Annotated in this window: 27 protein-coding genes; 13 read left to right on the top strand and 14 right to left on the bottom strand. The window is 71.9% G+C overall.

Features of this window, described 5'->3' with window-relative positions; all coding sequences use genetic code 11:
* Window positions 1–11: 11 nt before the first annotated feature.
* From K1T35_RS12180 to K1T35_RS12170, 3 genes are read right to left on the bottom strand one after another with little or no spacing between them, the layout of a single operon-like run.
* Window positions 12–932, bottom strand: a complete 921-nt coding sequence (locus K1T35_RS12180) for a carbohydrate ABC transporter permease (protein ID WP_220260279.1) — start codon at window positions 930–932, stop codon at window positions 12–14.
* A complete protein-coding gene (locus K1T35_RS12175; protein WP_220260278.1) occupies window positions 929–1,864 on the bottom strand; it encodes a carbohydrate ABC transporter permease in 936 nt (311 codons plus the stop codon). The genes K1T35_RS12180 and K1T35_RS12175 overlap by 4 nt, the downstream gene beginning before the upstream one ends.
* Window positions 1,861–3,165, bottom strand: coding sequence for an extracellular solute-binding protein (locus tag K1T35_RS12170; RefSeq protein ID WP_220260277.1), 1,305 nt, complete (start codon window positions 3,163–3,165; stop codon window positions 1,861–1,863). Before K1T35_RS12170 ends, K1T35_RS12175 begins: the two co-directional genes overlap by 4 nt.
* Window positions 3,166–3,276: 111 nt before the next feature.
* On the opposite strand from K1T35_RS12170, the gene K1T35_RS12165 reads away from it, so the two are divergent.
* Window positions 3,277–4,263, top strand: a complete 987-nt coding sequence (locus tag K1T35_RS12165) for a LacI family DNA-binding transcriptional regulator (RefSeq protein ID WP_255622582.1) — start codon at window positions 3,277–3,279, stop codon at window positions 4,261–4,263.
* Here K1T35_RS12165 and K1T35_RS12160 read toward each other — a convergent pair whose 3' ends face one another.
* Window positions 4,264–4,608 (bottom strand): DoxX family protein, encoded by a 345-nt coding sequence (locus tag K1T35_RS12160; protein WP_220260275.1) that lies wholly within the window; start codon window positions 4,606–4,608, stop codon window positions 4,264–4,266.
* Entirely contained in the window at window positions 4,608–4,901 is a 294-nt protein-coding gene (locus K1T35_RS12155; RefSeq protein WP_220260274.1) for a hypothetical protein, read from the bottom strand. Before K1T35_RS12155 ends, K1T35_RS12160 begins: the two co-directional genes overlap by 1 nt.
* Before the next feature lie 319 nt (window positions 4,902–5,220).
* On the opposite strand from K1T35_RS12155, the gene K1T35_RS12150 reads away from it, so the two are divergent.
* Window positions 5,221–5,610, top strand: a complete 390-nt coding sequence (locus tag K1T35_RS12150) for a hypothetical protein (protein WP_220260273.1) — start codon at window positions 5,221–5,223, stop codon at window positions 5,608–5,610.
* 328 nt (window positions 5,611–5,938) lie between these two features.
* Here the strand turns inward: K1T35_RS12150 and K1T35_RS12145 are convergent, their stop codons facing one another.
* Window positions 5,939–6,613, bottom strand: a complete 675-nt coding sequence (locus K1T35_RS12145) for a TetR/AcrR family transcriptional regulator (RefSeq protein ID WP_220260272.1) — start codon at window positions 6,611–6,613, stop codon at window positions 5,939–5,941.
* A 56-nt stretch (window positions 6,614–6,669) separates the two neighbouring features.
* Between K1T35_RS12145 and K1T35_RS12140 the strand changes: the two genes are divergently transcribed.
* The 3 genes from K1T35_RS12140 (at window position 6,670) to K1T35_RS12130 (ending at window position 9,322) form a co-directional block, all read left to right on the top strand.
* Entirely contained in the window at window positions 6,670–7,551 is an 882-nt protein-coding gene (locus tag K1T35_RS12140) for an NAD(P)-dependent oxidoreductase (protein WP_220260271.1), read from the top strand.
* A 34-nt stretch (window positions 7,552–7,585) separates the two neighbouring features.
* Window positions 7,586–8,518, top strand: coding sequence for an AEC family transporter (locus K1T35_RS12135; protein WP_220260270.1), 933 nt, complete (start codon window positions 7,586–7,588; stop codon window positions 8,516–8,518).
* 126 nt (window positions 8,519–8,644) lie between these two features.
* The gene (locus tag K1T35_RS12130; protein ID WP_220260269.1) at window positions 8,645–9,322 is read left to right on the top strand and encodes a DedA family protein; all 678 of its coding nucleotides are present in this window, start codon (window positions 8,645–8,647) and stop codon (window positions 9,320–9,322) included.
* A 13-nt stretch (window positions 9,323–9,335) separates the two neighbouring features.
* Here K1T35_RS12130 and K1T35_RS12125 read toward each other — a convergent pair whose 3' ends face one another.
* Window positions 9,336–9,896 carry an ABATE domain-containing protein gene (locus tag K1T35_RS12125; RefSeq protein WP_220260268.1) on the bottom strand — a complete coding sequence of 187 codons (561 nt, stop codon included), beginning with the start codon at window positions 9,894–9,896 and terminating at the stop codon, window positions 9,336–9,338.
* An 82-nt stretch (window positions 9,897–9,978) separates the two neighbouring features.
* On the opposite strand from K1T35_RS12125, the gene K1T35_RS12120 reads away from it, so the two are divergent.
* Window positions 9,979–11,376 (top strand): MFS transporter, encoded by a 1,398-nt coding sequence (locus K1T35_RS12120; protein ID WP_220260267.1) that lies wholly within the window; start codon window positions 9,979–9,981, stop codon window positions 11,374–11,376.
* Window positions 11,377–11,485: 109 nt separating this feature from the next.
* Here K1T35_RS12120 and K1T35_RS12115 read toward each other — a convergent pair whose 3' ends face one another.
* Complete coding sequence (locus K1T35_RS12115; protein ID WP_220260266.1) at window positions 11,486–12,607, bottom strand: M20/M25/M40 family metallo-hydrolase; 1,122 nt, start codon at window positions 12,605–12,607, stop codon at window positions 11,486–11,488.
* A gap of 97 nt (window positions 12,608–12,704) precedes the next feature.
* Between K1T35_RS12115 and K1T35_RS12110 the strand changes: the two genes are divergently transcribed.
* The 4 genes from K1T35_RS12110 to K1T35_RS12095 all read left to right on the top strand — a co-directional run bounded on the left by K1T35_RS12110 (window position 12,705) and on the right by K1T35_RS12095 (window position 16,040).
* The gene (locus K1T35_RS12110; RefSeq protein ID WP_220260264.1) at window positions 12,705–13,445 is read left to right on the top strand and encodes a GNAT family N-acetyltransferase; all 741 of its coding nucleotides are present in this window, start codon (window positions 12,705–12,707) and stop codon (window positions 13,443–13,445) included.
* Complete coding sequence (locus tag K1T35_RS12105; RefSeq protein WP_220260262.1) at window positions 13,442–14,092, top strand: MurR/RpiR family transcriptional regulator; 651 nt, start codon at window positions 13,442–13,444, stop codon at window positions 14,090–14,092. The genes K1T35_RS12110 and K1T35_RS12105 overlap by 4 nt, the downstream gene beginning before the upstream one ends.
* A complete protein-coding gene (gene menC / locus K1T35_RS12100; protein ID WP_220260261.1) occupies window positions 14,093–15,211 on the top strand; it encodes an o-succinylbenzoate synthase in 1,119 nt (372 codons plus the stop codon). It begins immediately after the preceding gene.
* Window positions 15,212–15,272: 61 nt separating this feature from the next.
* Window positions 15,273–16,040 carry a hypothetical protein gene (locus K1T35_RS12095; protein WP_220260259.1) on the top strand — a complete coding sequence of 256 codons (768 nt, stop codon included), beginning with the start codon at window positions 15,273–15,275 and terminating at the stop codon, window positions 16,038–16,040.
* Between the two features lie 35 nt (window positions 16,041–16,075).
* Here the strand turns inward: K1T35_RS12095 and K1T35_RS12090 are convergent, their stop codons facing one another.
* Both K1T35_RS12090 and K1T35_RS48805 read right to left on the bottom strand, forming a co-directional pair.
* Entirely contained in the window at window positions 16,076–16,849 is a 774-nt protein-coding gene (locus tag K1T35_RS12090; protein WP_220260258.1) for an SDR family oxidoreductase, read from the bottom strand.
* Between the two features lie 36 nt (window positions 16,850–16,885).
* Window positions 16,886–17,008, bottom strand: a complete 123-nt coding sequence (locus K1T35_RS48805) for a hypothetical protein (protein ID WP_255621795.1) — start codon at window positions 17,006–17,008, stop codon at window positions 16,886–16,888.
* A 145-nt stretch (window positions 17,009–17,153) separates the two neighbouring features.
* Between K1T35_RS48805 and K1T35_RS12085 the strand changes: the two genes are divergently transcribed.
* Window positions 17,154–18,173: an AraC family transcriptional regulator gene (locus tag K1T35_RS12085; RefSeq protein WP_220260257.1), complete on the top strand. Its 1,020-nt coding sequence runs from the start codon at window positions 17,154–17,156 to the stop codon at window positions 18,171–18,173.
* Here K1T35_RS12085 and K1T35_RS12080 read toward each other — a convergent pair.
* A complete protein-coding gene (locus K1T35_RS12080; RefSeq protein ID WP_220260256.1) occupies window positions 18,127–19,071 on the bottom strand; it encodes a hypothetical protein in 945 nt (314 codons plus the stop codon). The two genes, K1T35_RS12085 and K1T35_RS12080, sit on opposite strands and share 47 nt — an antisense overlap.
* A gap of 116 nt (window positions 19,072–19,187) precedes the next feature.
* Here K1T35_RS12080 and K1T35_RS12075 point away from each other — a divergent pair, with 116 nt between their 5' ends.
* Window positions 19,188–19,664, top strand: a complete 477-nt coding sequence (locus K1T35_RS12075) for a DUF2127 domain-containing protein (protein WP_220260255.1) — start codon at window positions 19,188–19,190, stop codon at window positions 19,662–19,664.
* On the opposite strand, the gene K1T35_RS12070 is transcribed toward K1T35_RS12075, so the two are convergent.
* Window positions 19,648–20,325 (bottom strand): hypothetical protein, encoded by a 678-nt coding sequence (locus tag K1T35_RS12070; protein ID WP_220260254.1) that lies wholly within the window; start codon window positions 20,323–20,325, stop codon window positions 19,648–19,650. The two genes, K1T35_RS12075 and K1T35_RS12070, sit on opposite strands and share 17 nt — an antisense overlap.
* Window positions 20,326–20,401: 76 nt before the next feature.
* Here K1T35_RS12070 and K1T35_RS12065 point away from each other — a divergent pair, with 76 nt between their 5' ends.
* Entirely contained in the window at window positions 20,402–20,842 is a 441-nt protein-coding gene (locus K1T35_RS12065; RefSeq protein ID WP_220260252.1) for a helix-turn-helix domain-containing protein, read from the top strand.
* A gap of 11 nt (window positions 20,843–20,853) precedes the next feature.
* Here K1T35_RS12065 and K1T35_RS12060 read toward each other — a convergent pair whose 3' ends face one another.
* Both K1T35_RS12060 and pgm read right to left on the bottom strand, forming a co-directional pair.
* Window positions 20,854–21,396, bottom strand: coding sequence for an RICIN domain-containing protein (locus K1T35_RS12060; RefSeq protein ID WP_220260251.1), 543 nt, complete (start codon window positions 21,394–21,396; stop codon window positions 20,854–20,856).
* Window positions 21,397–21,609: 213 nt separating this feature from the next.
* A complete protein-coding gene (gene pgm, locus K1T35_RS12055) occupies window positions 21,610–23,235 on the bottom strand; it encodes a phosphoglucomutase (alpha-D-glucose-1,6-bisphosphate-dependent) (protein ID WP_220260250.1) in 1,626 nt (541 codons plus the stop codon).
* Window positions 23,236–23,252: the final 17 nt, after the last annotated feature.

Below are 23,252 nucleotides of genomic sequence, written 5' to 3'. Positions count from 1 at the left end.
GCGTCCTCTCTCTACGTCCCGCCGAGGCCGGTGGTGGCGACCCCGCGGATGATCTGGCGCTGGAACAGCATGAACACGACGATCAGCGGCAGCCCCGCCAGGATCGCCGAGGCCATCACCTGTGCATACCGCACCCCGAAGGCACTTTGCACCTGCACGAGCCCCACCGGGAGTGTCATCAGGCCGGGGTCGGAGGTGATGATGAACGGCCACAGGAAGTTGTTCCACGCGTGGATGAACACGAAGATCGACACGGCGGCGAGGATCGACCGCGACAGCGGGAGCACGATCTGCAGGAAGATCCGCAGCTGGCCTGCGCCGTCCACGCGGGCGGCCTCCTCCAGCTCGCGCGGGATGCCGTCGAAGAACTTCTTGAGGATGAACACCATCGCCGGCAGCACCAGCTGCGGCAGGATGATCCCGGCGTAGGTGTCGGCGAGGCCCATCGCGAGCATCTGCCGGTACAGCGGCACGATGAGGATCTGCGGCGGCACCATGATCCCGGCGATCGTCAGCGCGAAGAGCGCGTTCCGGCCCCGGAAGCGGGTGCGCGAGAACCCGTAGGCCGCGGCCGCGGAGAGCGCGACGGTGAGCACCGTGATCACCACCGTGACCAGGGTGCTGTTGAAGAACCACGTGACGAGGTTCCCGTCGGCGAGCACCGAGGCATAGGCCTGGAGCGTGAACCCGCGGTCGGGCACGACCTCCAGCGGCACGACGGTGGTGTCGGCCTCGTGCTTGAGCGATGTGACCACCGCCCAGAAGAGCGGGGCCAGCCAGAGCACGGCCAGCACCGCGAGCGCGGTGATCAGCCCGGCGCGGGCGAGCGGCGTGTACCGCCGGATGTCCGCCCCCTCGGGGGCGCGCGACCGGCGGGCCCGGGGCAGGACGGGCGCCGTGGCGGGATCGGCTGTCGTGTTCGCGGTGGTCACGATTCGCTCCTGCGGCTGAGCCGGGCCTGGACGAGGGCGATCAGGATGATCAGCACGAAGAACACGTAGGAGATGGCCGACGCGTACCCCAAGCGGTAGTCGGTGAACCCGGTGTCGTAGACGTACTGCAGGATCGGCGTCGCCGACCCGCCCGGCCCCCCGTTCGCCCTGTAGAGGATGTAGGCCTGGTCGAACAGCTTGAGCGAGGCCAGCACCTGCAACACGATCACCAGCCCGGTGGTGCGGTTCAGCAGTGGGAGCGTGATCCCGAACAGCCGGCGCCATCCGCCCGCGCCGTCGATCTCGGCGGCCTCGTACAGCTGGGCCGGGATGGCCTGCAGGGCGGCGAGGTAGAGCAGGAAGTTGAACCCGATCGTCCACCAGACGGTGAGCAGGACGACCGACCACAGACCCACGGCCGGATCGGTGAGCCACCCCACCTCGGGCAGCCCGATCCCCGTCAGCGCCGCGTTGATCAAGCCGTAGTCGCCGGAGAACAGCCACTGCCAGATCAGCACGACCGTGGCCACCGGCAGCAGGAACGGCGCGAAGTACACGAAGCGCCAGAACCACTGGCCCCGCACCCCGGTCTGCACGAGCAGCGCCATCACCAGCGCGATCACGACCAGCGGGATCGTGCTGCCGATCGTGAACAGGACCGTGATGCCCAGCGTGCGCCAGACCTCGGAATCGGCGAACAGGCGCACGTAGTTGTCGAACCCGACGAACCGCGACTCGGCCCGCACCAGGCTGGTGTCGAAGAAGCTCAGGCCGAGGCCGTAGAGCAGTGGCCACAGCACGAACGCGGCGTAGACCGCCATGAACGGCAGGACGAACCAGATCCCGCCGCGCCCGCCCACGAGGCTCGGCCCTCGCCGCGGGGCGGTGGGCTGCTCGACGCGACCCGGCGCGGCGACCGTCCCGGCGCTCATAGCGGGCTCCCCAGGGTGAGCTGGTCGTCGAGCCAGCCGATCAGGTCGTCGGCCCCCTGCTCGGGTGTGAGCGCCCGCGACGTGACGCCCTGCAGGCTCTGCCCGGCCCGCGCCATCAACGTCGATCCGGATCCGGAGAAGTAGGCCTCCGGGTCGAACGCCACCACCTGCGCCGCCCCCCGATAGTTGGACACCGGTTTCTCGGCCAGGTACTCGGGGCTGTCGGCCACCGCGGACAGCGCCGGGATGTGGCCGCCGCCCGCCGCCCATGCGAGGCTGTTGCGCAGCATCGACACCGCCATGTCGTAGGCGGCGCTGCGCGCCGCCGGATCGACCTGGGCCTGCGTCGGCAGCACGAAGCTGTGGCTGTCGGCCCGCACGTATGGGGTGTCGCCGAAGAGCGCGGGGAACTGCGTCATCGAGAAGGGGATCTCGGCCGTGCGCGCGGAGGTCACCTCCCACGGGCCCACGAACAGGAACCCGGCCTGCTGGCTGGCGAACGCGGCGGGCGAGGACTGGCCGTCGAGGCTCGGTGAGCAGATGGTGCCATCGCACAGGTCGCGCAGGAACGTCATCGCACCGACCATCGCGTCCCGGTCCACCTCGGCCGGGCCACCGTCCGGCAGCAGCATCTGCCCGCCGAGCTGGCGGTACCCCGACCAGAACGGCATCCAGATGTGCGCTTCGTGGAGCGAGCCGAGCGCGATGCCGATGGCGCCGGTGACCTCGGCTGCCCGCCTCCCCGCGTCGAGCATCTGCTCCGCCCCGTGGATCGGCGCCAGCGTGCCGTCCGGGGCGAGCAGCCCGGCCTTCTCGCAGATGTCGGTGTTGTAGTAGAGGACGAGCGGGTGGGTGTCGAGCGGCAGTGCCATCAACCGGCCGTCGACCAGCACCCGGTCCAGGACGGGCTGCGGGAACTCGTCCAGCGAGACGCCGCGCGCGGCGAGCTCGTCGAGGTCCCACTCGTCGAGCAGGTCACGGCCGAACGTCGACAGCCGGGACCCGTGCATCGTGGCGAGGTCGGGCGCCCGGCCGCCGGCACACGCCATCGCCAGCTTCGTGTAATACGGCGGGCCCCACATGAGCGTCGTGGCCGTGACCCGGACGTTGGGCGCTTCCGCCCGGAAGCGGTTGACGAGCTCCACCATGAGCTTGCCGTCGCTGCCTCCGAAGAAGTTCCAGTACGCCAGGTCGACGGCGTTCCCCGAGCCCCCCGCGCACGAGGACAGGAGGGCGGCGCCGCCGGCGGCGGCCGTTGCGCGCAGCAGGGTGCGGCGCGAGAGGCGGTGCGAGGTCGTCATCGACCACTCCCCCTTTACATCGTGGTAAAACCCTTGCGGGAAGGCGCTTGCCTGTCAAGGGGGAGGGTTGGGGAGACTGCAGGGGTGGGGACACAGCGACGACCGGTGACGATGCGCGACGTGGCGCTCGCCGCGGGCGTGTCGCCGAAGACCGTGTCCAACGTCGTGAACGACTACGTGCACGTCCGGCCCGAGACCCGCGCCCTCGTCCGGCGGTACGTCGAGGAGCTCGGCTACCGCCCGCAGGCGGTCGGCCGGCAGCTGCGCCGGGGACGCACCGGTGCGATCGCGCTCGCCGTCCCCCACATCGACGTGCCCTACTTCGCCGACCTGGCGGCCCTGCTCGTGAGCGCGGCCCGCGAGCGGGGGCTGACGGTCGTCGTCGAGCAGACCGACGGCGACATCGAACGCGAGCGCGAGGTGGCCGCTGGCTTCCCCGTCCGGTTCGCCGACGGGCTGATCTTCAGCCCGCTCTCGATGCCCCCGTCGGAGCTGGAGGCGCCGCGGCACGACACGCCGATGGTGCTGATCGGGGAGCACGGCGGTGGGGCCGCGGTCGACCACGTGACCATCGCCAGCGTCGCCATCGGCGCCCTGGCCACCACCCATCTCGCGGCCGCGGGCAGGCGGCGCATCGCGATGATCGGCTACAAGAAGGCCCGGCCGTTGCCGGTGATGCAGCAGCGGATGCTCGGCTACACGCAGGCACTGCGCGCGGCCGGGTTGCCGGTCGACCGCGCCCTGATCCGCGACGTGTCCGAGTGGAACCGCCAACCCGGCGCCGACGCCGTCGACGCGCTTCTCGCCGAGCACCCCGACATCGACGCCGTCTTCGCCGCCAACGACGTGCTCGCCATCGGCGCGCTCAGCGCGTTGCACCGGCACGGGCGACGGGTGCCCGACGACGTGGCGGTCGTCGGGGTCGACGACGTGCCCGAGTCGCGCTTCACCACTCCCCCGCTCACCACCGTCGCGATCGACAGGGCGTTCGTGGTCGGGTCGGCGCTGGAGATGATCACATCCCGGCTGGCCGACCCGACCCTCCCGCCCCGGCACCTCACGGCCCCGCACCGCCTCGTCGTGCGGGAGAGTGCGTGATCACGCCAGGCTGAGCACGAACGCCCCCGCGGCGAGGGCGAGGAAGACGCCCGGGAACCCCAACGCGTAGTTGCGCGCCCGCAGGTGGGTGAGCACGGCGCCGACGAAGAACAGCACGAGGCCGGCCGCGGCGACCGTGCCGATCAGCGGCACTCCCAGCAGACCCAGCACCAGGCCGGCCGCTCCGGCCGCCTTGACCAGGCCCAGCGGCACGAGCCACGACTCCGGCACCCCGACGCTCGCGGAGTTGGCGAGCACGAACTTCGCGCGCAGGACGTCCGCGAGCGCGATGGCGAGGTTGGCCACGACTGCGAGCAGCGTGACCACCACGTATGCGGTGTGCATCAGGCGTAGGCCCCGACGACGGTCACGGGTTGCGGCCTCGGCGGTTCCGCGACCCACTGCGCGAGCTTCTGCTGGAACGCCCGGCACTCCGGGATCGCCGGCATCGGGTTCTCCACCCCGTCCGCGAGCTCGAGAACGTTGAGGAACGTGACGCCGTCGGCGAGCTTCCACGACGTGAAGCGGACACCGGGCGGGCGCTCGCGGTGGATGGCGGCGATCATCGTCTCGATCGCGGCCTCGATGTCGGGGACGTCGGTCGGGTCGGCGGTGAAGCGGACGATCTGCACGGTCATCGGGTCCTCCTTGGGTGAGGTCGTCACCGGTATGACGGAGCGCGCCCCGCGGAGGTGACCGGCACCGGCGGCGCGAAAGGATACGCACACAACCGAGTGATCAACTCTAACTGCATGTGACGAAGAGATTCGCGAGGCGCTTCCAAGTCGATCCGCATGTCACCCGAAAGGGGGCGTAACCAAACGCCGTGCAATCGATTCACCAGATAGGGGCATGCGGTTTGTTCCGACCGGGCGTGACCCATTAGGTTTATTCGCAGTCAGTGCGGGCTCCCCGGTCATCGACGCTGACATTGAATTCACTGATCAGGAGACAACTGTGCTGAAGAAGGCTGGAATCGTCGTGGCTGCGGCCGCCGCTGGTCTGCTCGCGGTCAGCCCGCTCGCCTTCGCAGGCGACGACCACGGCAAGACCAAGGTCGAGGACGTCAACCACATCGACGGCTCGAACCACGGCGGCCTGCTCAACGTCGCCGGCAACAACCTGTCGGTGCCGGTGAACGCGTGTGACAACCAGGTCCCGGTGAACGTCCTGGGCGTCCAGGTGCCGCTCAACGGCACGCACATCCTCGCCGACCTGACCGGTGCGCTCGGCCTCGGCGCGGCGGGTAGTGCCGACACCGACGCCGACTCCGACGGCGACAACACGATCGACGACTCCTGCAAGGCGGCCGCCAAGTCGGGCGACAGCGCCTCGATCGACGACTGATCTTCGGATCTCTCCACAGCGGCGCCGGGCCTTCGGGTCCGGCGCCGTTGTCGTGCTCGGCCTAGCTCCGCGGGTCGATCGGACCCGGGCCAGGGGGCGGGATCGGTGGCGCCGGGTCCGGGCCGGGTGGCGGGATCGGAGGCGCGGGCTCCGGTTCGGGCGGCGGCACCGGTGGCGGCTCGGTGCACGCCGGCGCGGACGTCATGGTGATGCTCGCCGTGTCCATACCCGTACATACCCGGATCGCGGACGATCCGTGCGAAGTCTCGGTTCGACGTTGGGGTGGCGGTTGGACCGGGTTGCGGCTTCCGCTATGACAGCTGTCATGCTAGCAATGTCGGGTGACGTCCTCGGCCGGCTCGCCCGGTAGCGTTCCACCCGGCGCCCCCTCGTCGTGGCAACCCGACAGGGTCGCCTCACGCCCAGCCGCCTGCAGCAGTGGCGCGAGCTCGGTGACGACGATGTCCAGTGGCGTCGTGTCGCGGTCCACCCTGGCCCACATGATCGCGCCTTCGAGAGCGCTGATCATCAGGACGGCGAGGCTGCGGGCGCGAGCCGGCAGCACGCCCATTCCCACGAGCTCGTCGGCGACGGCGTGCTCCCACTGCCCGAGCGCGCGCCGCAGCTGCGTGTTGACCGCGGACTCACCGCCCGCCAGGTCGGCGGCGGTCGCCATGACCGGGCACCCGCGCTCGTATCCACGCGCGGAGAACTCGTCCTTCCACGGCCGGACGACGTGGGCGAACAGCCCGTCCGGTGACGGTGCGGCCTCGGCCCGGCGGTAGGAGGCCACCCACCGTGCCGCGAAGTCCCCCGCCCACGCGACGGCCTCCCCGACGAGCTGGTCCTTCCCGCCGGGGAAGTAGTGCTGGAACGAACCGCGCGGGGCGCTCGCGTGTTCGACCACGTCGCGCACGCCCGTTGCCGTCACTCCGCGAGCGCGGATCAGCTGGGCCGCGCTGTAGACCATGCGGTCCCGAGGGCGGCGCTCCGGGCTGGGCATGGCGCACCCCGCTCTCCGAAAGACGACCTGTATGACACACGACATAGTAGGTGACGATGAGCATCGGGTTCCTCGGGCTCGGCGTCATGGGCGGACCCATGGCGCTCAACCTGGCAGAGGCGGGGACACCGCTCGTGGTCTGGAACCGCTCGGCCGAGAAGTGTGATCCGCTGCGTGCGGCCGGGGCGAAGGTGGCGATCAGCCCCGCCGAGGTCTTCGACGAAGCCCGCGTGGTGCTCCTCATGCTGGCCGGCGGGGACGCGATCGACTCCGCACTGGGACGTGGTCCGGCCGGGTTCGACGTCGATGTCGCCGGGCGCACGATCGTCCACATGGGAACGACTCCGCCCGGCTTCTCGCGTCGGCTGGAAGCCGACGTTCGCGCTGCCGGCGGGAAGTACGTCGAAGCCCCTGTCTCCGGCTCGCGGACACCGGCCGAGGCGGGGGAGCTCGTGGCCATGCTGGCCGGCGAGCCCGCCGCGGTGCGGGACGTCCGCCCGGTGCTCGGCCCGATGTGCCGCGAGACGATCGTGTGCGGGCCCGTGCCGAACGGGCTGCTGATGAAGTACTCGGTCAACCTGTTCCTGGTCACCATGGTGACCGGCCTGGCCGAAGCCGCGCACTTCGCCGACCGGCACGGCCTGGACATGCAGCAGTTCATGGGTGTGCTGGACGTGGGTCCGATGGCCAGCAGCGTGTCGCGGGTGAAGGTGCGCAAGCTGGTGGACCGGGATTTCCGGGTTCAGGCCGCGATCGCGGATGTGCTGGAGAACAACTGCGATCCCATCGCGGACGCGGCGCGACAGGCCGGCATCGCCTCGCCGCTGCTGGACGTCTGCCGTGCCCTCTTCGGCGAGGCCCACTCCCTCGGCCTCGGGGCAACCGACATGGTCGCCGTGATCCGGGCGATCGAACAACGGACCGCCGCGCTCGGGTGAGCGAGCGTCGGCGAGCGCATCATCGGGGCGAACGGTGAGCGAGATCGCCCAGCTCACCCTCCCGATCTTCGGCGTCATCGCGTTGGGCTGGACGGCGATCCGGACCCACCTCACGCCCCCGACGGCACTGGATGCGCTCAGCGCGTTCGCATTTCGGTTCGCCCTGCCGGCACTGGTCTTCCGGCTCGTCAGCAGCCAGCCGCTCGCCGGCTCGCTCAACCCGGCGTTCTACGGTGGCTACCTGCTGAGCGGCAGTCTGGTTTTCGCGTTCGCGTTCATCCTCTCGCGGATCCTCGATCGGCCCGCCGTTGCCACCGCAGGCGCCCGCGCCACCGCGGCCACCGTCAGCAACCTCGGCTTCCTCGGGCCGCCACTGATGCTGACCTTCTTCGGCGAACGCGGCGCAGGCCCCCTCGCGATGGCGATCCTGGCCGAGATCATGGTGCTGCTCTCCGTCGGCGCCGTGATCATGAGCGCGGCCCGGGACGGTGATCGCGCGGGAGTCGGTTCCCTCGTGCTCCGCGGAACCGTGCTGAACCCGATCGTCATGGCGATCCTCATGGGCGCCGCACTCGCCGCCACCGGACTGGCGGTGCCCGGCCCGCTGGACCGGTTCCTCGGCTTCCTGGGCAGCGCGGCCGGCCCGACCGCCCTCTTCGCGCTCGGCGGGGCGCTCGCCACCCAGCACATCGACCGCGGCACCGTCGCCTCCGCGGCCGCGGTCACAACGGCTAAGCTCCTCGCCTACCCCGCGCTGGTCTGGTTCGTGCTGGCCCACCTACTGCGGGTGGATCCCTTCTGGGTCCAGTCGGGAGTGCTGATGGCCGCGCTGCCCACAGCGGGGAACGTCTACGTCGTCGCGCAGCGCTACTCGGCCGACGCCGATCAGGTCTCTACGGTGATCGTGCTCTCCACGCTGGCCAGCGTCGCGACCGTCCCCCTCGTGGCCACGCTGGCCATGGTGTGACGCGTGCCGCCACGCTCGGGAAGCACCCTCGACCCGTGCGAACCGCCCGGGTCGACCGTGACAGATCGCCATACCGGCGCGCACCGGCGCCGCTGAGCATGGACTCAGCGACGAACGGAGGCGATCATGACGAGCAGCCGCTGGGTGCCGTGGGACGGAAGCCCCCGACGCGAGGACCTGCTCTGCTGGTACGCGATCGCCGGGATGGCGGTCTTCTACACCGCGATGTGGCCGGTGCGACCGCTCCTCATCGGCTCGAACCCCGTGCTGCTGGAGATCCTCACCGGCTCGAAGGAGTCGGTCATCGCGGCGGGAGCGTTCGCGGGCGTCGGCTCGGTTCCGCTCGTGGTCGCGGTGGCCGCGGCCGTCGTCGGGATGATGAAGTTCGACGCGATCATCTGGTGGGCCGGCACGCTCTGGGGCGCGGGGATCGTCGACAAGTTCGCGCGCAGGAGCAAGTGGGCGATGTGGTTCGCCGGCAAGGCGGACTCGCTCAGCCCGTGGATGCTGTGGCCGGCCGTCGCGATGGCGCCGTGGACGCCGATCCCGTCGTCGCTGATCTACGCCGCGGCGGGGTGGACCGGGATGCGGCTGCGCACGTTCCTCGTGCTCGACGGCATCGGGTCGCTGGTCCGCGCGAGCATCTACGCGGGCATGGGGTACGCCATCGGGCAGCCGGCCGTCGACCTCGCCGAGACCATCTCCGCGAACGGCATCTGGGTGTCGCTCGGCATCGTGGCCGTCATGATCGGGTGGCAATGGGCCAGGAGGCGGGTCACCGCCGGCATCGGCATCATCAGGTGACGTCCAGGACCTCTCAGCGCGCGGTCTGCCGGCTCCGGTAGGCCGCGACGCTGGCGCGGTGTGCACAGGTTCGGGTGCAGTACTGCTTGGAGCCGTTGCGCGAGAGATCCACGAATGTGGACCGGCAGGTGGGCCCGGCGCATACGCCGAGACGGTTCGGACCGAGCGTGGCGATCACGGCAGCAAGCGCGCTGAGCGTGGTCGCGGCCAGGTGGGACGCGCAGCTACCGGTGTCGGAGGTGACCTCGGTCCACCAGCGGTCGTTGTCGTGGCGCAGCACCGGAGTGGCGCGGCTGCGGCGCAGACCGTCGTTGATCAGGGCCGCGGCCGCGGCCGCGTCGGTGCTCGCCCGTTCGAGCACGCCACGCACCGTCTCGCGCACCGCCCGTACCTCCTCCAGGTCGGCGCGGGTGAGACGCCGACGTTCGTCCGGTCCAGCCGAGGAATGGCCGTCGAGGAAGGCCCTGAGCTGCTCCACGGCCTCGAGCGCGTCCTCGCCCTTGATCGGCTTCAGGGTGTTGGCGAGATCGACCGCCGTCTCGACCGCCGGTGATCCGTAACACGCATCAAGCATTTGACGTGTCTCCTCGCCCGTCCGTAGCGTGACACCCATATCAGCTGTCACGTGTCACAGCCTACCTTCGGTGGAGACGACGATGCCGCAGACCGTTCCGTCCGCAGGAGCCCCGAGCGGCGCATCCACGGACGCCCCGGACGGACGCCGGCTGGGGCTGGTACTGGGGGCGCTAGTGCTGCCCATGTTCGTCGCGCTGGGGGCGCCGTCGGTGGCGCTCCCGGAGATCGGCCGCGCGCTCGGGGTGCCGTTCGGGGCCACCGCATGGATCCTCACGGCGTGGTCGTTGACCTCGGCGCTCGCTATGCCGATCGCGGGCCGACTGATCGGCCGGTGGAGCGCCTTCCGGGTACTCGTCGCCGGAGTGATTGCCCTCGCCGCGGGCTCCGCGGTGGCGGCGGTCGGCCCGACACTGCCGATCGTGATCGTCGGTCGCCTGATCGGTGGCGTCGGGGCGGGCGCCACCGTGATCGCCGTCTTCGCCGCGGCCGCTGCCCTTCCCGGGCGGGAACGGCTGCGCGCATTGGGGATGATCGCGGCCGCCAGCGGGACGGCGTCCGCGTGCGGCACGCTCCTGGGCGGGGCGGTCACCACGTGGCTGGGGTGGCGAGCAGTGCTCGCGGTTCCGGTCCTCGCACTGCCCCTTCTCGCACTGCCGCTCCTACTGACGGCGTCGGCGGGTAGGCGCACGTTCCCGCCGACCGGGCGCGACCGCTCGAGCGGGCGCTTCGACGTTCTCGGCGCGGCCGTGCTGTCGGTCCTCGCCGGCTCGTTGATCACGTTGCTGCAGGCCCACTCGGTGGGCTTACCCGGTCCGGTGACGCTCGCCGTGGGCGCCGCTGGGGTGATCGCCGCCGTGGGACTGTGGCGGCGCGTGCGGCACACGCCCGACGGGTTCGTGCCCCACCGGTTGATCACAACCCGCGGGTTCATGGCAGCCGGATTCGTCGGCGCGTCGGTCTTCGCCGGCTACTACGGGGTGCTGTTCATCGCCCCGTCCCTGATCGAGCACGCCACGGGCGGTGGGGCCCTCGAGGCCGGCGCGTTGCTGGTCCCGGCCGCCGCCTGCTCGGTGCTGGCGGGGCGGCTGGTCGGGTGGGCCGGCCGATTCGCCGGTTGGCAGGTGCTGGCCGGGCTCGCGGCGCTCACCGTCGTCGGCGTGCTCGTGGTCGCGGTGCTCACCGGACCGATCCCGGTCGTCGTCGGCACGGCGCTGACCGTGTGCGGGTTCGCCGGCGCCCAGGCCGTCCTGGCGGGCCTCGCACCGGAGCTGGTCGCCGCGCAGGACGCCGACGCCGCGCAGGGCCTGCTCAACTTCATGATCTTCCTGGGTGGCGGGATCGGGCCGGCCTCCGTCGCGGGCCTGTCCGGCATCGTGCCGGTGCCGGTGGCCCTCGCCGTGCTCGCGGCGCTCCCCCTTGCCGGCCTCGTCCTCACCCTCGCCCGACGCCCCGGTGCCCGGCACCGAGACGACAGCTGACGGGTCCACCGCGCACACCGGCTGGCCACCGTGCACACCGCACACCGTGTGCACGCCGGCCTCACGGTGTGCACGGCCGGCCCGGCCGCTTCGGGCGGCCCGCTGGGGGTCAGAGCGTCGTCAGGATGGCGGCGAGCAGGGCCGCGCGCGCCGGCAGTGTCGCCGTCTCGATCCGCTCGTCGGGCGCGTGGGCGCCCCCGCCGAGGGGGCCGAAGCCGTCGAGCGTGGGGATGCCGGCGGCACCGGCGATGTTGGTGTCGGCCCCGCCCGCGGCCGGGCGGCCGGCGATCTCCTGCCCGACGGCGGTGCCGGCCATCGCCACCCGGGCGAGCAGGTCGTCGGCCGGGTCGGACCACGCGGGTCTGCTGGTGAGCGTCCGCACGACGACCTCGGCCCCCGGCCGCACGGGGGTGAGCCGCCCCAGTGCGCCGAGCACCCGCTGCTGGGTGGCGACGTCGGTGAACCGCAGGCCGATGTCGGCGGCCGCACGGTCGGGCACGACGTTGGTGCGGCCTCCCCCGTCGACGGTCCCGACGTTGCACAGCACCGTGGGCTCGCTCGCCATGATCTCGCGGACCGCGAGCAGCTGGTCCACCAGCTCGTCGACGGCCGACACCCCCGACTCCGGGTCGAGCGCGGCGTGGGCGGCGCGGCCCGCGATCTCGATCCGCACGCGCGTGCTGCCCAGGCGCGCGGTCTTCAGCGCGCCGCCGGGGTGCGGCGACTCCAGGCCCAGCACCGCGACGGCGCCCGCCATGTGCGCCTCGACGAGCGGGCGCGCCGTGGGGCTGCCGACCTCCTCGTCGGCCACCACGACGAGACGCACGGGCCGGGCGGGCGCGGCATCACAGCGCCGGAGGACCTCGAACGCCAGCTCGGCGACGACCAGTCCGCCCTTCATGTCGTAGACGCCAGGGCCACGCAGCACGCCGTCCGCCTCGGTCAGCGGCATCGACTCGAGCGTGCCGGTCGGCCAGACCGTGTCGTGGTGGCCGAGCAGCAGCACGTGCGGTGCGTCGGCATCGCCCCACCGCGCGACCAGGTGATCACCCGTCCCCTGCGCGACGCGCTCGATGCGCGCGCCCAGCTCCCGGTAGCGCTCCTCGAGGACGTCCGCCAGTGCGTTCAGCGCCGGTGCGTCGCCGGTCGGCGTCTCGTGCCGTGCGTAAGCGATCAGCCGCCCCACCGCGTCGTCGGCGAGAGCGGCTGCGGCGCCGGAGAAGTCGGACATGGATACGGACTATATCTTTCGCAACCTCGTGTTGACACCCTGCTTCTGCGGCGGTAGGACCTTCACACATACGTTGCGTATCACCGTTGGGAGCAGCATGCCCGGGAGCACCACCCGGCCCCTCGCCACCACCGCCGAGCGGCTCGCCGCCGTCCGGCTGTACCGGGTGGTGTTCGGACTGACAGGCGACGACCCCGCGTTCACGCCGAAGCTCCTGGCGGCCCTGCAGCACGCGGGCGGGTCGGCCCTCGGCGCGTTCGACGAGGACGAGCGGCTGATCGGCTTCACCTACGGCTTCGTGGGCCTCGATCAGGGCACGCCCTACCACTACTCGCAGACGGCGGCGGTCGACCCGGCCGCGCAGGGCCGCGGGGTGGGCCGGCAGCTCAAGCGGGCACAGGCCGAGGTGGCCCGCCGCACGGGCGTGCGGACGATGCGCTGGGCGTACGACCCGCTGCAGGCCCGCAACGCCCACTTCAACCTCGACGTCCTCGGCGCCGTCGGCCGCTGGTTCCACCGCGACCTCTACGACATGGAGGACCACAACGGCCGTACCGATCGCGTGGTCGTCGAGTGGGTCCTCGAGGCGCAGACCCCGGTCCCGGTCCCGCCCCTGCCACCCGATGTGCCGGACTGGGGCGAGTGCCGTGCGGACGGCGACGTCGGCTGGCTCGCCGTGCCCGTCGGTGGCGACGAGCTTCGGCGCACCGGCCGGGCCGTCGAGGTGCGCGACCGCGTCGCCGACGAGCTCGCCAGGCTCCTCGGGTCGGGCCAGGCGCTGCTGTCGTGCCGGCGCGTCGACGACCGCACCGCGCTGTACTGCCTGGGGAATCGGTGATCCCGGACAACAAGCAGTTGAGCACCCCGGACGAGCGCTACGGCGCCCGCCTCCAGCGCCGCTCGACCGCCACCGCGCTGCTGCAGCAGGTGGTCGCCCAGGAGACCGCCAACCTGTCCGCCACCCTGGAGCGCCTGCAGGCTGACGGTTCGCTCGAGCAGGCCGCCCGCCGGATCGTCGCGGCCAAGCGGCGGTTCGTCGCAGGCGGGTCCAAGTCGTGGTCCTACGCCTCGCTGCTCGCCACCGACCTGTCCGCCAGCATGGCCAACGTCACCCTGATCGACGGCACCGTGGTGCGCGCGGTCGACGTGCTCTCGGACGTGCGGCCGGGCGACGTGCTCGTGGCGTTCTCGTTGCGCCGCTACGCACGCTCGACGATCGCCGCGGCCGAGGAGTTCGCCGCGGCGGGCGGCGCCGTCGTCGGGGTCACCGACGACGCGGACGGCGCGGTGGCGCGGGTAGCCGACGTCGCGGTCGTGGTGAGCACCGACAGCGCGTCCTACGCCGACTCCCCCACCGCCGTCGCCGCCGTCGTGCACATCATCGCCACCCTCGCCGCGGCCAGCGCGAAGGGCGCGCGGAGGCGGCTCGCGCGCCGCGACGTGCTCACGGCGCGGCTGGGCATCTACGCGGACGGAGACCGATAAGTGCGGATCGATCGGATCGAGCTGCTGCAGGTGCGGCTGCCGCTGGTGCACGAGTTCGAGACCAGCTCGCACCGCAAGTCCTACCTCGAACACGTGCTCGTGCGCGTCGAGGACGCCGACGGGGCCGTCGGCTGGGGCGAGGTCGCCTCGCCATCAGGTCCGTTCTACACGGCCGAGACCGTCGAGACGTGCTGGACGATCGGCTCCTCGTACCTGGTGCCGGCGCTGGTGGGCGCTTCGTGGGAGCACCCACGGGATGCGCCTGCTCTGTGGGGCAAGGTGCGGGGCAACGAGTTCGCCAAGGCAGGCTTCGACGCGGCGTGCTGGGCGCTCTGGTCCGTAGTGGAGGGCGTACCGCTGGCCCGGGCGCTCGGCGGGGAACGGCAGACCGTCGTCGCGGGCGTCAGCCTCGGCATCGAGGCAGGAGTGGACGCGCTGGTGGAGCAGGTGGCCCGGCAGGTCGACGCCGGCTACCCGCGGGTGAAGCTCAAGATCGCGCCCGGGTGGGACGTCGAGCCGGTCACGGCCGTGCGCGCCGCGTTCCCCGATCTGCAGCTGCACGTCGACGCGAACGGCGCCTACACCGAGGACGACGAGCACCTCACCGCGCTGCGCGCCCTCGACGGCTCCGGGCTGGTCATGATCGAGCAGCCGTTCGCGCCCCGGAACCTCATGGCGGCCGCCCGGCTGCAGGCGGTGATCGACACCCCGATCTGCCTCGACGAGTCGATCGTCGACGGGCACGACCTCGAGACCGCGCTCGCCGTCGGGGCATGCCGCGTGCTGAACATCAAGGCCTCCCGGATGGGCGGGCTCACGGCCGCCGTCGCCGCCCACGACGTCGCCCGCGAGCACGACATCCCGGTGTGGTGCGGCGGCATGCACGAGTTCGGCGTGGGCCGCGCCGCCAACGTCGCGCTGTCCAGCCTCCCCGGGTTCGTACTGCCGTCGGACGTCTCCGGTTCGGACAAGTACTACGCGCGCGACGTGGTGACGCAGCCGATCCGCGCCGATCACGGCATCGTCGCCGTGCCGTGGGACAGCCCCGGCCTCGGGCACGACGTCGACGAGGAGTTCGTGCGGGCGAACGCCACCCGCACCCACGAGGGGACCGCATGACAGAACGGACCGACCGTGCCGACGCCTACGAGCTGGAGCCGGGCCGCATCGGGATCGACCTGTGACGGCCGCTGATGTGCTCGCCGGGCTCCCCGACGGCGCGTCCGCGCAGGTCGCGGGCGAGGTGTTCGGCACACCGCAGTACGGCGGGGCACCTCTGCGGGCCGTCGCCGCCCGCAGGGGCGGCGCCCGCCTGCGCTGCGCGTCGGTGCTGAAGCCGCTGATCGTGTGGGTGGCGGGCAGCGGACGCACCGACGACGGCGAGCAGGCGATCCGCTTCTCCGACAACGCAGCCACAAACCGCATCTGGCACGCGGGCCCGCCGCCCCGGCTCCTCGACCGGCTGGCCGGCGCCACCGGGGTGCGCTGGCGGACGGCGGGCGCCGACCCGGACTGGTTCGGCGGGGTGGAGGTGAGCGCCACCGAGCTCGTCACCGCCTACGGGGCGCTCGCGCGCGATCCGGGTGCGGCGCGGGTCGTGAACTGGATGCGCGCCGTGGCCCCCGAGCAGGCGTTCGGGATCCCGGACGCGGTGGCGGACACCCTCGGGGTTCCCGCGGCGTCCGTCGCCGTGAAGGCGGGCTGGATCGGCCACGCCGACGAGACGGTGCTGCGCACCCACGCCGTCGCCGTCGCGGAACGGGGCGGGGAGACCGTGGTCGTCGCCGCGCTGACCGCCCTCCCCTACGTCGCCGACCGCGACCGCTACCAGCAGGACCTGCGCGCCGGCCGTCCCGTGATCGACGTGCACGAGGCGCTTGCGGGCCCGCTCCTGCGCGACCTGCTCGCCGCGACCTGCCGCGACCTGGCCCGGCTCGGCGCCCGCTGACGCGCGCCGACAGGGGCAGCTGTTCGCCCGGCCTCTCAGCTTGATGCTCGCGAACCGAACTGCGCGACCATGCCACCGTCGACGTCGATGTTCGCCCCGGTGATGAAGCTCGCGGCCGGTGAGGCGAGGAAGGCGACCGCGCGGGCGATCTCCTCGCCGGAGCCGAACCGGCCCATGGGGAGCAGGCCGACGATCTGCGTCCGGACCGCCTCGAGCTGATCCTCGGATATGCCGAGCTTGCCGAGCGCAGGCGTCTCCACCGGGCCGGGACTGACGGCGTTGACGCGGATGCCCCTGGGCGCCAGCTCGACCGCCAGCGAGCGGACCAGCGAGTTCACCGCCGCCTTCGTGGCGCTGTACACCGACTGGCCGGGCACGCCCCGCCGGGCGGCGGTCGAGCTGGTGAACACCACCGTGCTGCCCTCACCGAGCAGGGGAAGGATCGCCTGCAGGGTGAAGAGGTGGCCCTTGACGTTGACGTCGAACAGCTCGTCGAACAGCACCTCGTCAAGGGTCTCCAGTGGCGTCACCCGGGCGACGCCCGCATTCAGGAAGGCGGCGTCGACCTTGCCGAACCGCTCCGCGAGCTCGTCGGCGACGAGCTTGGCGTCCTCGACCGAACGGGCGTCGGCGCGCAGCACGGCGACCTCCTCCGGCAGGTTGCGCCGCGCCTCGGCGAGCGTGTCGGGGTTGCGGCCGGTGACGAGCACCCCGAAGCCCTCTTCGTGCAGGACGCGGGCGGTGGCGAGACCGATGCCGGTGGTGCCGCCGGTGACGAGGGCGGCGGGAGAGGAGCTTGTCGCGGTCATGAGTGATCTCCGTGGGTTGGTGGGGATGAAGGGTGATCAGCGCCAGGCGTTGGCGGCGGCATCGGCGAACTCCGCGAAGACGGTCACGCCGCGCTCGACGAGCAGGAGGACAAGCCGGCGGCCCGTCTTGCCGGTCGCGCCCGTCACCAGGACGGTCATCGTGACGGCCGGTCGATCGATTCCTCGGATGAATCGACCCTAGGGAGACGGTGCCGAGATGAGCTATGACAGATCAGCGCGGATCCATGTCCGATCGGCTCACGACGCTTGTCATCTGGACATGACAGCGGCGTAGCGTCGGAGCATGACCGTCACCGATCTCGACCTCCCGGCCGTCCCGTCCGGCTCAGGTGACGCGGTCGCCGACATCGTCGCCGACGTCGTCGCCACCGTCCGGCGTGGCAGCCCCCTCTACTGCGTCGCCGGATTCCGCGCTCCGTGGGCGATCGGGCTGGAGGAAGGTGGGGTCGCCGGGGTCACCGTCATCACCTCCGGCACCTGCTGGCTGATGCCGGAGGGCCTCGAGCCCGTCCAGCTCGTCCAGGGCGACGTGGTCCTGTTGCCGTCCGGCGTCGCCCACGTCTGCGCCGACCAGCCCGGCCGGGCGGCGCGGCCGCTGAAGGAGCTGATCGGTGGTCCGCTCGGGGACGGCATGCCGCGCAGGTTGGCGATCGACGGGGACGGTCCGGTAACCAGGCTGCTCGTCGGCGCGTTCGTGCTGGCCCCGGGCCCGCCGCACCCGCTGACCGCCATCCTGCCGCCCGTGGTGCACATCGGCGCAGGGCAGGCGAGGGACCGCGGCCTGGCCGCCGCGGTGGAACTGCTCTCCTGCGAGGTCCAGCGCGCCGACCCCGGCGCACCGGCGGTGGTCGCGTCGCTGCTGGACCTGCTGTTCGTGTACATCCTGCGCGCCTGGCTGGCCGAGCAGCACCAGTCCGGCGAGGGGTGGGTGCGGGCCCTGTACGACCCGGTGGTGGGCAGTGCGTTGGCGCTGATCCACGACGACCCGGCCCGGCCATGGAGCGTGGACCTGCTGGCCCGCGCGGCCGGCGCCCCGCGCGCCACCTTCACCCGCCGCTTCCGCACCCTGACCGGCCAGGCACCGATGGCGTACGTCGCGGCCTGGCGGATGTCGGTCGCCGCGCGGCTGCTGCGCGAGGAGCGCGGATCGCTGCGGGAGGTCGCCCACCGCGTGGGCTACGACTCCGAGTTCGCGTTCGCCCGTGCGTTCAAGCGCACCACCGGCCACCCCCCTGGCCGGTTCCGGACCGACGTGATCAGCCAGTTGTCTCCGGGGAGCGCTGGGATCCGCGGCGGCTCGTGACGAGCACGGCCACCGCCGCGGCCACGACGAGCACCACCAGCAGGCCGGTGGCTACGACCGTCAGCCCGTCCGGGCTGGTCAGCGGCTGACCGCGCAGCGCCTGCCACAGCGAGAGGAGGGTCAGCGCCGCGTACCCCGCCGACGCGACGACGACCAGCCGCGTGCGGACCGCCTCGGCGCGCAGCAGCGCCACCCGACCGGCGAGCAACGCCAGCAGTACGGCCACGAGCGGCAGCCCCTGCAGCGCGTGGAGGCCGACGAAGTGGGCGATCCGCAGGTCGCCGCCGGTGGTGCTCCACCCCGTGACGGGCATGATCGGCCCACCGTCGACCACGCCAACGCTGTGTCCGCCGATGAGGCCGGCGAAGGTACCGTCGGAGAACGACGCCCGCTGCGCGGCGGTCGGCCGGGTCATCATGAAGGCGACAGCGGCGCCGAACAGGGAGATGACCGCTCCGGCCCGGACGCCCCACGTCAGCGACGGCCCACCGACCTTCCGGCCCAGCAGGTACCCGGCCACCACGAGGTTGGCGATCCAGAGCACGACGATCGAGGTCGCCATGGTGGCCCATAGCGCGGCGTCGAGCACGGTGGCGACGTTGAAGTGGCTCTGCCTTCCGCGCGCCACCTGCCAGAGGATGACCAGGTACTCGATGGCGAGCATCGCCGCGATGATCGTGGTGGACCAGCGCACGGCGCGATTCCGTGGCAGGTAGGCGTACAGCCAGGCCCAAGTCACCGCGTAGATCACGATCGACACGGCGAACTTGAACGGCTTGAACCAGATCGGCGCCCCCACGAGCACGCGCCCGTCGAGGAGCATGCCGGCGAGCGAGACCACGACGAACGGCGCGGTGGCGGCCGCGACCAGCAGCAGTGGGCGGTGCCACTCCCGCATGTCCGGCCACCTGGTCCTGTCGAGCACATCCGAAGCATCGGGGGAACGGGGGTGCGGTGGTAGCAACTTGTCCAGATCGCTGCGGTTTCTGTCGCACACGCTGGTAGAAGTCGTCCATGGCCGATGTCAGGGCGCGCCGGACCGAACGGTGGTTCAAGGCCGCGCTGCTGGTGAAGGGCCTGGACGGCGCCGTCGAGCTGTTCGGTGCCGTGGCGCTGCTGCTCGTCCCGGCCGCAACGGTGCACCGGCTGGTCGCCGATGTCGTGAGCCGCGACCTGCTCGGCCCGCCCGACGGCTTCCTCACCCGTCACCTCGTGGCGGGTACCGCGGAGTTCGCGTCGGGCAACCGCACCTTCGTGCTCGTCTACCTCGGGCTGCACGGCGTCGTGAAGCTCGCACTGGTGTGGGCGCTGCTGCGCAAGTGGCGCCCCGCCTACCCGGTGGCGGCCGTCGTGCTCGGCGTGTTCGTCGGCTACGAGCTGCTGCGCGCGGTCCGCACCGGATCGCTCGTGCTGCCGTTCCTGGCCGCGCTGGACGTCCTGGTCATCGTGCTGGTCCTGCGGGAGTACCGGCTGCTCAGCCGAGCGCGTTGATCGCGCGGGCGACCACGAGGACGACCACGACGAGCGACACGCCCGCCTGCACGGCCATCGTCAGCTTCGCCCACCGCGACAGCGGCAGCACGTCCGTGGGGCTGAAGGCCGTGGCGTTGGTGAACGACAGGTAGGCGTAGTCGACGAAGCCCGGTTCCCAGTCCCGGCCCGCGATCTCGGGGATCTGCATCTGGGGGAACAGGAAGTCGGGTCGGTCGTGGGCAGCGACCGCCCGCGCCGCCGGCCCGCCGCGGTCGAGCTCCCAGTACACGAGCCCGAACGCCAGCACGTTCGTCAGCCAGATCGCGCCTCCCGCGCCGAGCAGCTCGGCGGGCGTCGCCGGACGTCCCGTGAGCAGGTCGCTGACGAGCAGCACGACCGACCACCCGTTCGCCAGCGCGACGAGCCCGGTCAGGACGAGGCCGGCCGTGCGCAGCACGGTCGACTCACGATCCACCCGGAACGGGTTGACCACCAGCAACCCGACGAGCACGGCGAGTTCGAGCGCCGGGAGGACGTAGCGGCCTTCGGGCACCACCTCCGCGGGCATGAGCAGCTGGAGCCCGATCGTTCCGGCCACGGCCACCGCGGCAGGCCAGCGGTGCTCGCCGCGCGTCCGCCGCGCCCATGCGGGGACGAGCTCCGATCCGTTCCGGTTCACCGGCCGGAGTCTGCCGGACGCGCCGGCGAACACACGGCGGACAGGCCGCATCGGGTGTCCGATCCACTGGGCGCGGGTGCAGGTCGATCCCACGCCGATCTTCGTGCGGGACTGCGCGGTCCCGTCGGGCGGGATCACGGCCTCACTCGATCTCATCCTGTCGTTCATCGAGGAGGATCACGGGGCCGAGATCGCCCGGCGGGTGGCCCTGGCCATGGTCACCTACCTGCAACGGCCCGGCAGCCAGGCGCAGATCAGCCTGTTCACCACGATCCCGCACTCCGACCAGGTCCTGGTCCGGCGGGTCATCGAACACGTGATCAGCAACCTCGACGGCGACCTCGGCGTCGGCCGGCTCGAGGCGGCCTCCCAGCTGCTCACCGGAACGCGCGAGCCGGTGACCACGATCGCCCGCCGGTGCGGCTTCGGCTCCGCTGAGTCGCTCCGGCAGGCGATCGTGGCCTGGGTCGGCATCTCACCGACGCGATTCCGGGGGAACTCCCGCGCGTCGGGATGACGGTGCGGGACCTACCACTCGGGCGCTTCGTCGAGGAACTTGTACGCCAGCTCGTCGTGCGGTTCCACGAACGCCGAGTAGACGGCTCCTGCGCCGGGCGTCGAACCGGGCAACCTGATCTGCAGGTCGGACGTGCGGCTCCCGATCATCTGGAAGTCGCCGCTCGTGATCCCCCATGCCTGCGAGTTGCGAGGCGGTTCAGCGGTGTCGCAGGTCTGCTGCACGACGGGCGAGCCCGTCTCGCTGCCGGCCATCTCCTCGAGGCAGAGGCCGGTCGCCCGGTTCCGCATGAGGTAGTAGAGGCCACCTTGCGCCGCGTAGTAGGGCCCGACGAACTCCCAGTACTGGGCCTCCTCGGTGCCGCACGGGTCCTGGTACACCTGACTTCCGGTGCCCCCGCTCGCGGTCAGGCACATGTTGTCGGGCGTGTCCTTCTGCACCCTGGTCGTCACCACGTCGGCTGCCTCCCCGGCGGGCGGCGCGGCCACCGCCGTGGCCGGGATCGACACGGTCAGCGCCATTCCCAGCCCGACCGCCAACGACCATCTACGCATCTTGCTCATCATGGATTCCCCCCATGTCGACAACGTCCCTGGTGTCGGGACGGGCGCATTGCCGCAACACGGGCAGGACGAGACCTGAGCAGGCTTTCCGGCCTCCGCATCGTGAATCGCGCAGGCCGGCAGAACCACCGGGGAGCGGCGCAGCGGCGGCGAGTCTAGGAGGACGGCGAGCGTTCTGAAAAGATCTTGTTGCGGACGTCGCAGTCAGCTCAGCGCCGCTGCCACCACTTCGCGGGCCTCATCCTGGATCCGGGCGAGGTGCTCCTGGCCGTGGAAGCTCTCGGCATAGACCTTGTAGACGTCCTCGGTGCCAGATGGGCGGGCCGCGAACCAGCCGCCCTCCGTGACCACCTTGAGCCCACCTAGCGGGGCACCGTTGCCCGGCGCGCTGGTCAGGCGGTCGGTGATCTTCTCCCCCGCCAGCTCGGTGGCGCGCACGTCGTCGGCGGAGAGCTTGCCGAGCTTCGCCTTGTCGTCCGGGCTGCAGGCGACGTCGGTGCGCGCGTAGGCGGGCTCGCCGAACCGCTCCGTGAGCTCCCGGTAGCGCTCGCTCGGCGTGCGACCGGTCACCGCGGTGATCTCCGAGGCGAGCAGCGCGAGGATGATCCCGTCCTTGTCGGTGGTCCACACGCCGCCGTCGGTGCGCAGGAACGACGCGCCCGCGCTCTCCTCGCCGCCGAAGCCGATCGAGCCGTCCAGCAGGCCGGGCACGAACCATTTGAACCCGACGGGCGTCTCCACGAGCTTGCGGCCCAGGTCGGCGGTGACCCGGTCGATCATCGACGAGCTGACGGCCGTCTTGCCCACGCCCGCATCCGGTGACCAGCCCGCGCGGTGGGCGTACAGGTAGCCGATCGCGACGGCGAGGAAGTGGTTGGGGTTCATCAGGCCGTCGGCGGTGACGATGCCGTGCCGGTCGGAGTCGGCGTCGTTGCCGGTGGCGATGCGGAACTCCCCCCGCCGCTGCACGAGCGACGCCATCGCGTACGGCGACGAGCAGTCCATCCGGATCTTGCCGTCCCAGTCGAGCGTCATGAACCCGAACTGCTCGTCGACGGCCGGGTTGACGACGGTGAGGTCGAGCCGGTGCCGCTCGGCGATCGCGCCCCAGTACGCCACGCTCGCCCCGCCCATCGGGTCGGCGCCGATGTGCACCCCCGCGGTCCGGATCGCGTCCAGGTCCACCACAGAGGGCAGGTCGGCGACGTACGCGCCGAGGAAGTCGTAGCGGGCGAGCCCTGCCCGGTCGAGCGGCGTGCGCCGCACACCCGCGAGACCGGCGCGCAGCAGCTCGTTCGCCCGGTCGGCGATCCAGGAGGTGGCGTCGGTGTCGGCCGGGCCGCCGTTGGGCGGGTTGTACTTGAACCCGCCGTCCGCGGGCGGGTTGTGCGACGGCGTGACGACGACCCCGTCGGCGGGCCCGCCCGTCCGGCCGCGGTTGTGGGTGAGGATCGCGTGCGAGACGGCGGGCGTGGGGGTGAACGCATCGTCCGCGTCGGCGAGGACGTGCACGCCGTTGGCCTGGAACACCTCGATCGCGGTGGCCCACGCCGGCTCGGACAGCGCGTGCGTGTCGCGCCCGATGAAGAGCGGCCCGTCGGTGCGCTGGAATGCCCGGTACTCGCAGATCGCCTGGCTGGTGGCGGCGATGTGGGCGTCGTTGAACGTGGTGCGCAACGACGAGCCGCGATGGCCGGACGTCCCGAACGCCACCCGCTGCGCCGGGTCGTCCGGATCCGGCGTGCGGTCGTGGTACGCGGCGAGCAGGGCCCCGATATCGACGAGGTCCTCGGGCTGCGCGGGCGTTCCGGCACGGGGGTGGTTCGGCATGTCGCGCTCCCGGGGTG

Source organism: Pseudonocardia sp. DSM 110487 (genome assembly GCF_019468565.1).
In the GTDB taxonomy this organism is placed as follows: Bacteria; Actinomycetota; Actinomycetes; order Mycobacteriales; family Pseudonocardiaceae; genus Pseudonocardia.
Note: the sequence above shows the minus strand (reverse complement) of the source record. Positions and strands in the feature narration are given on the sequence as shown.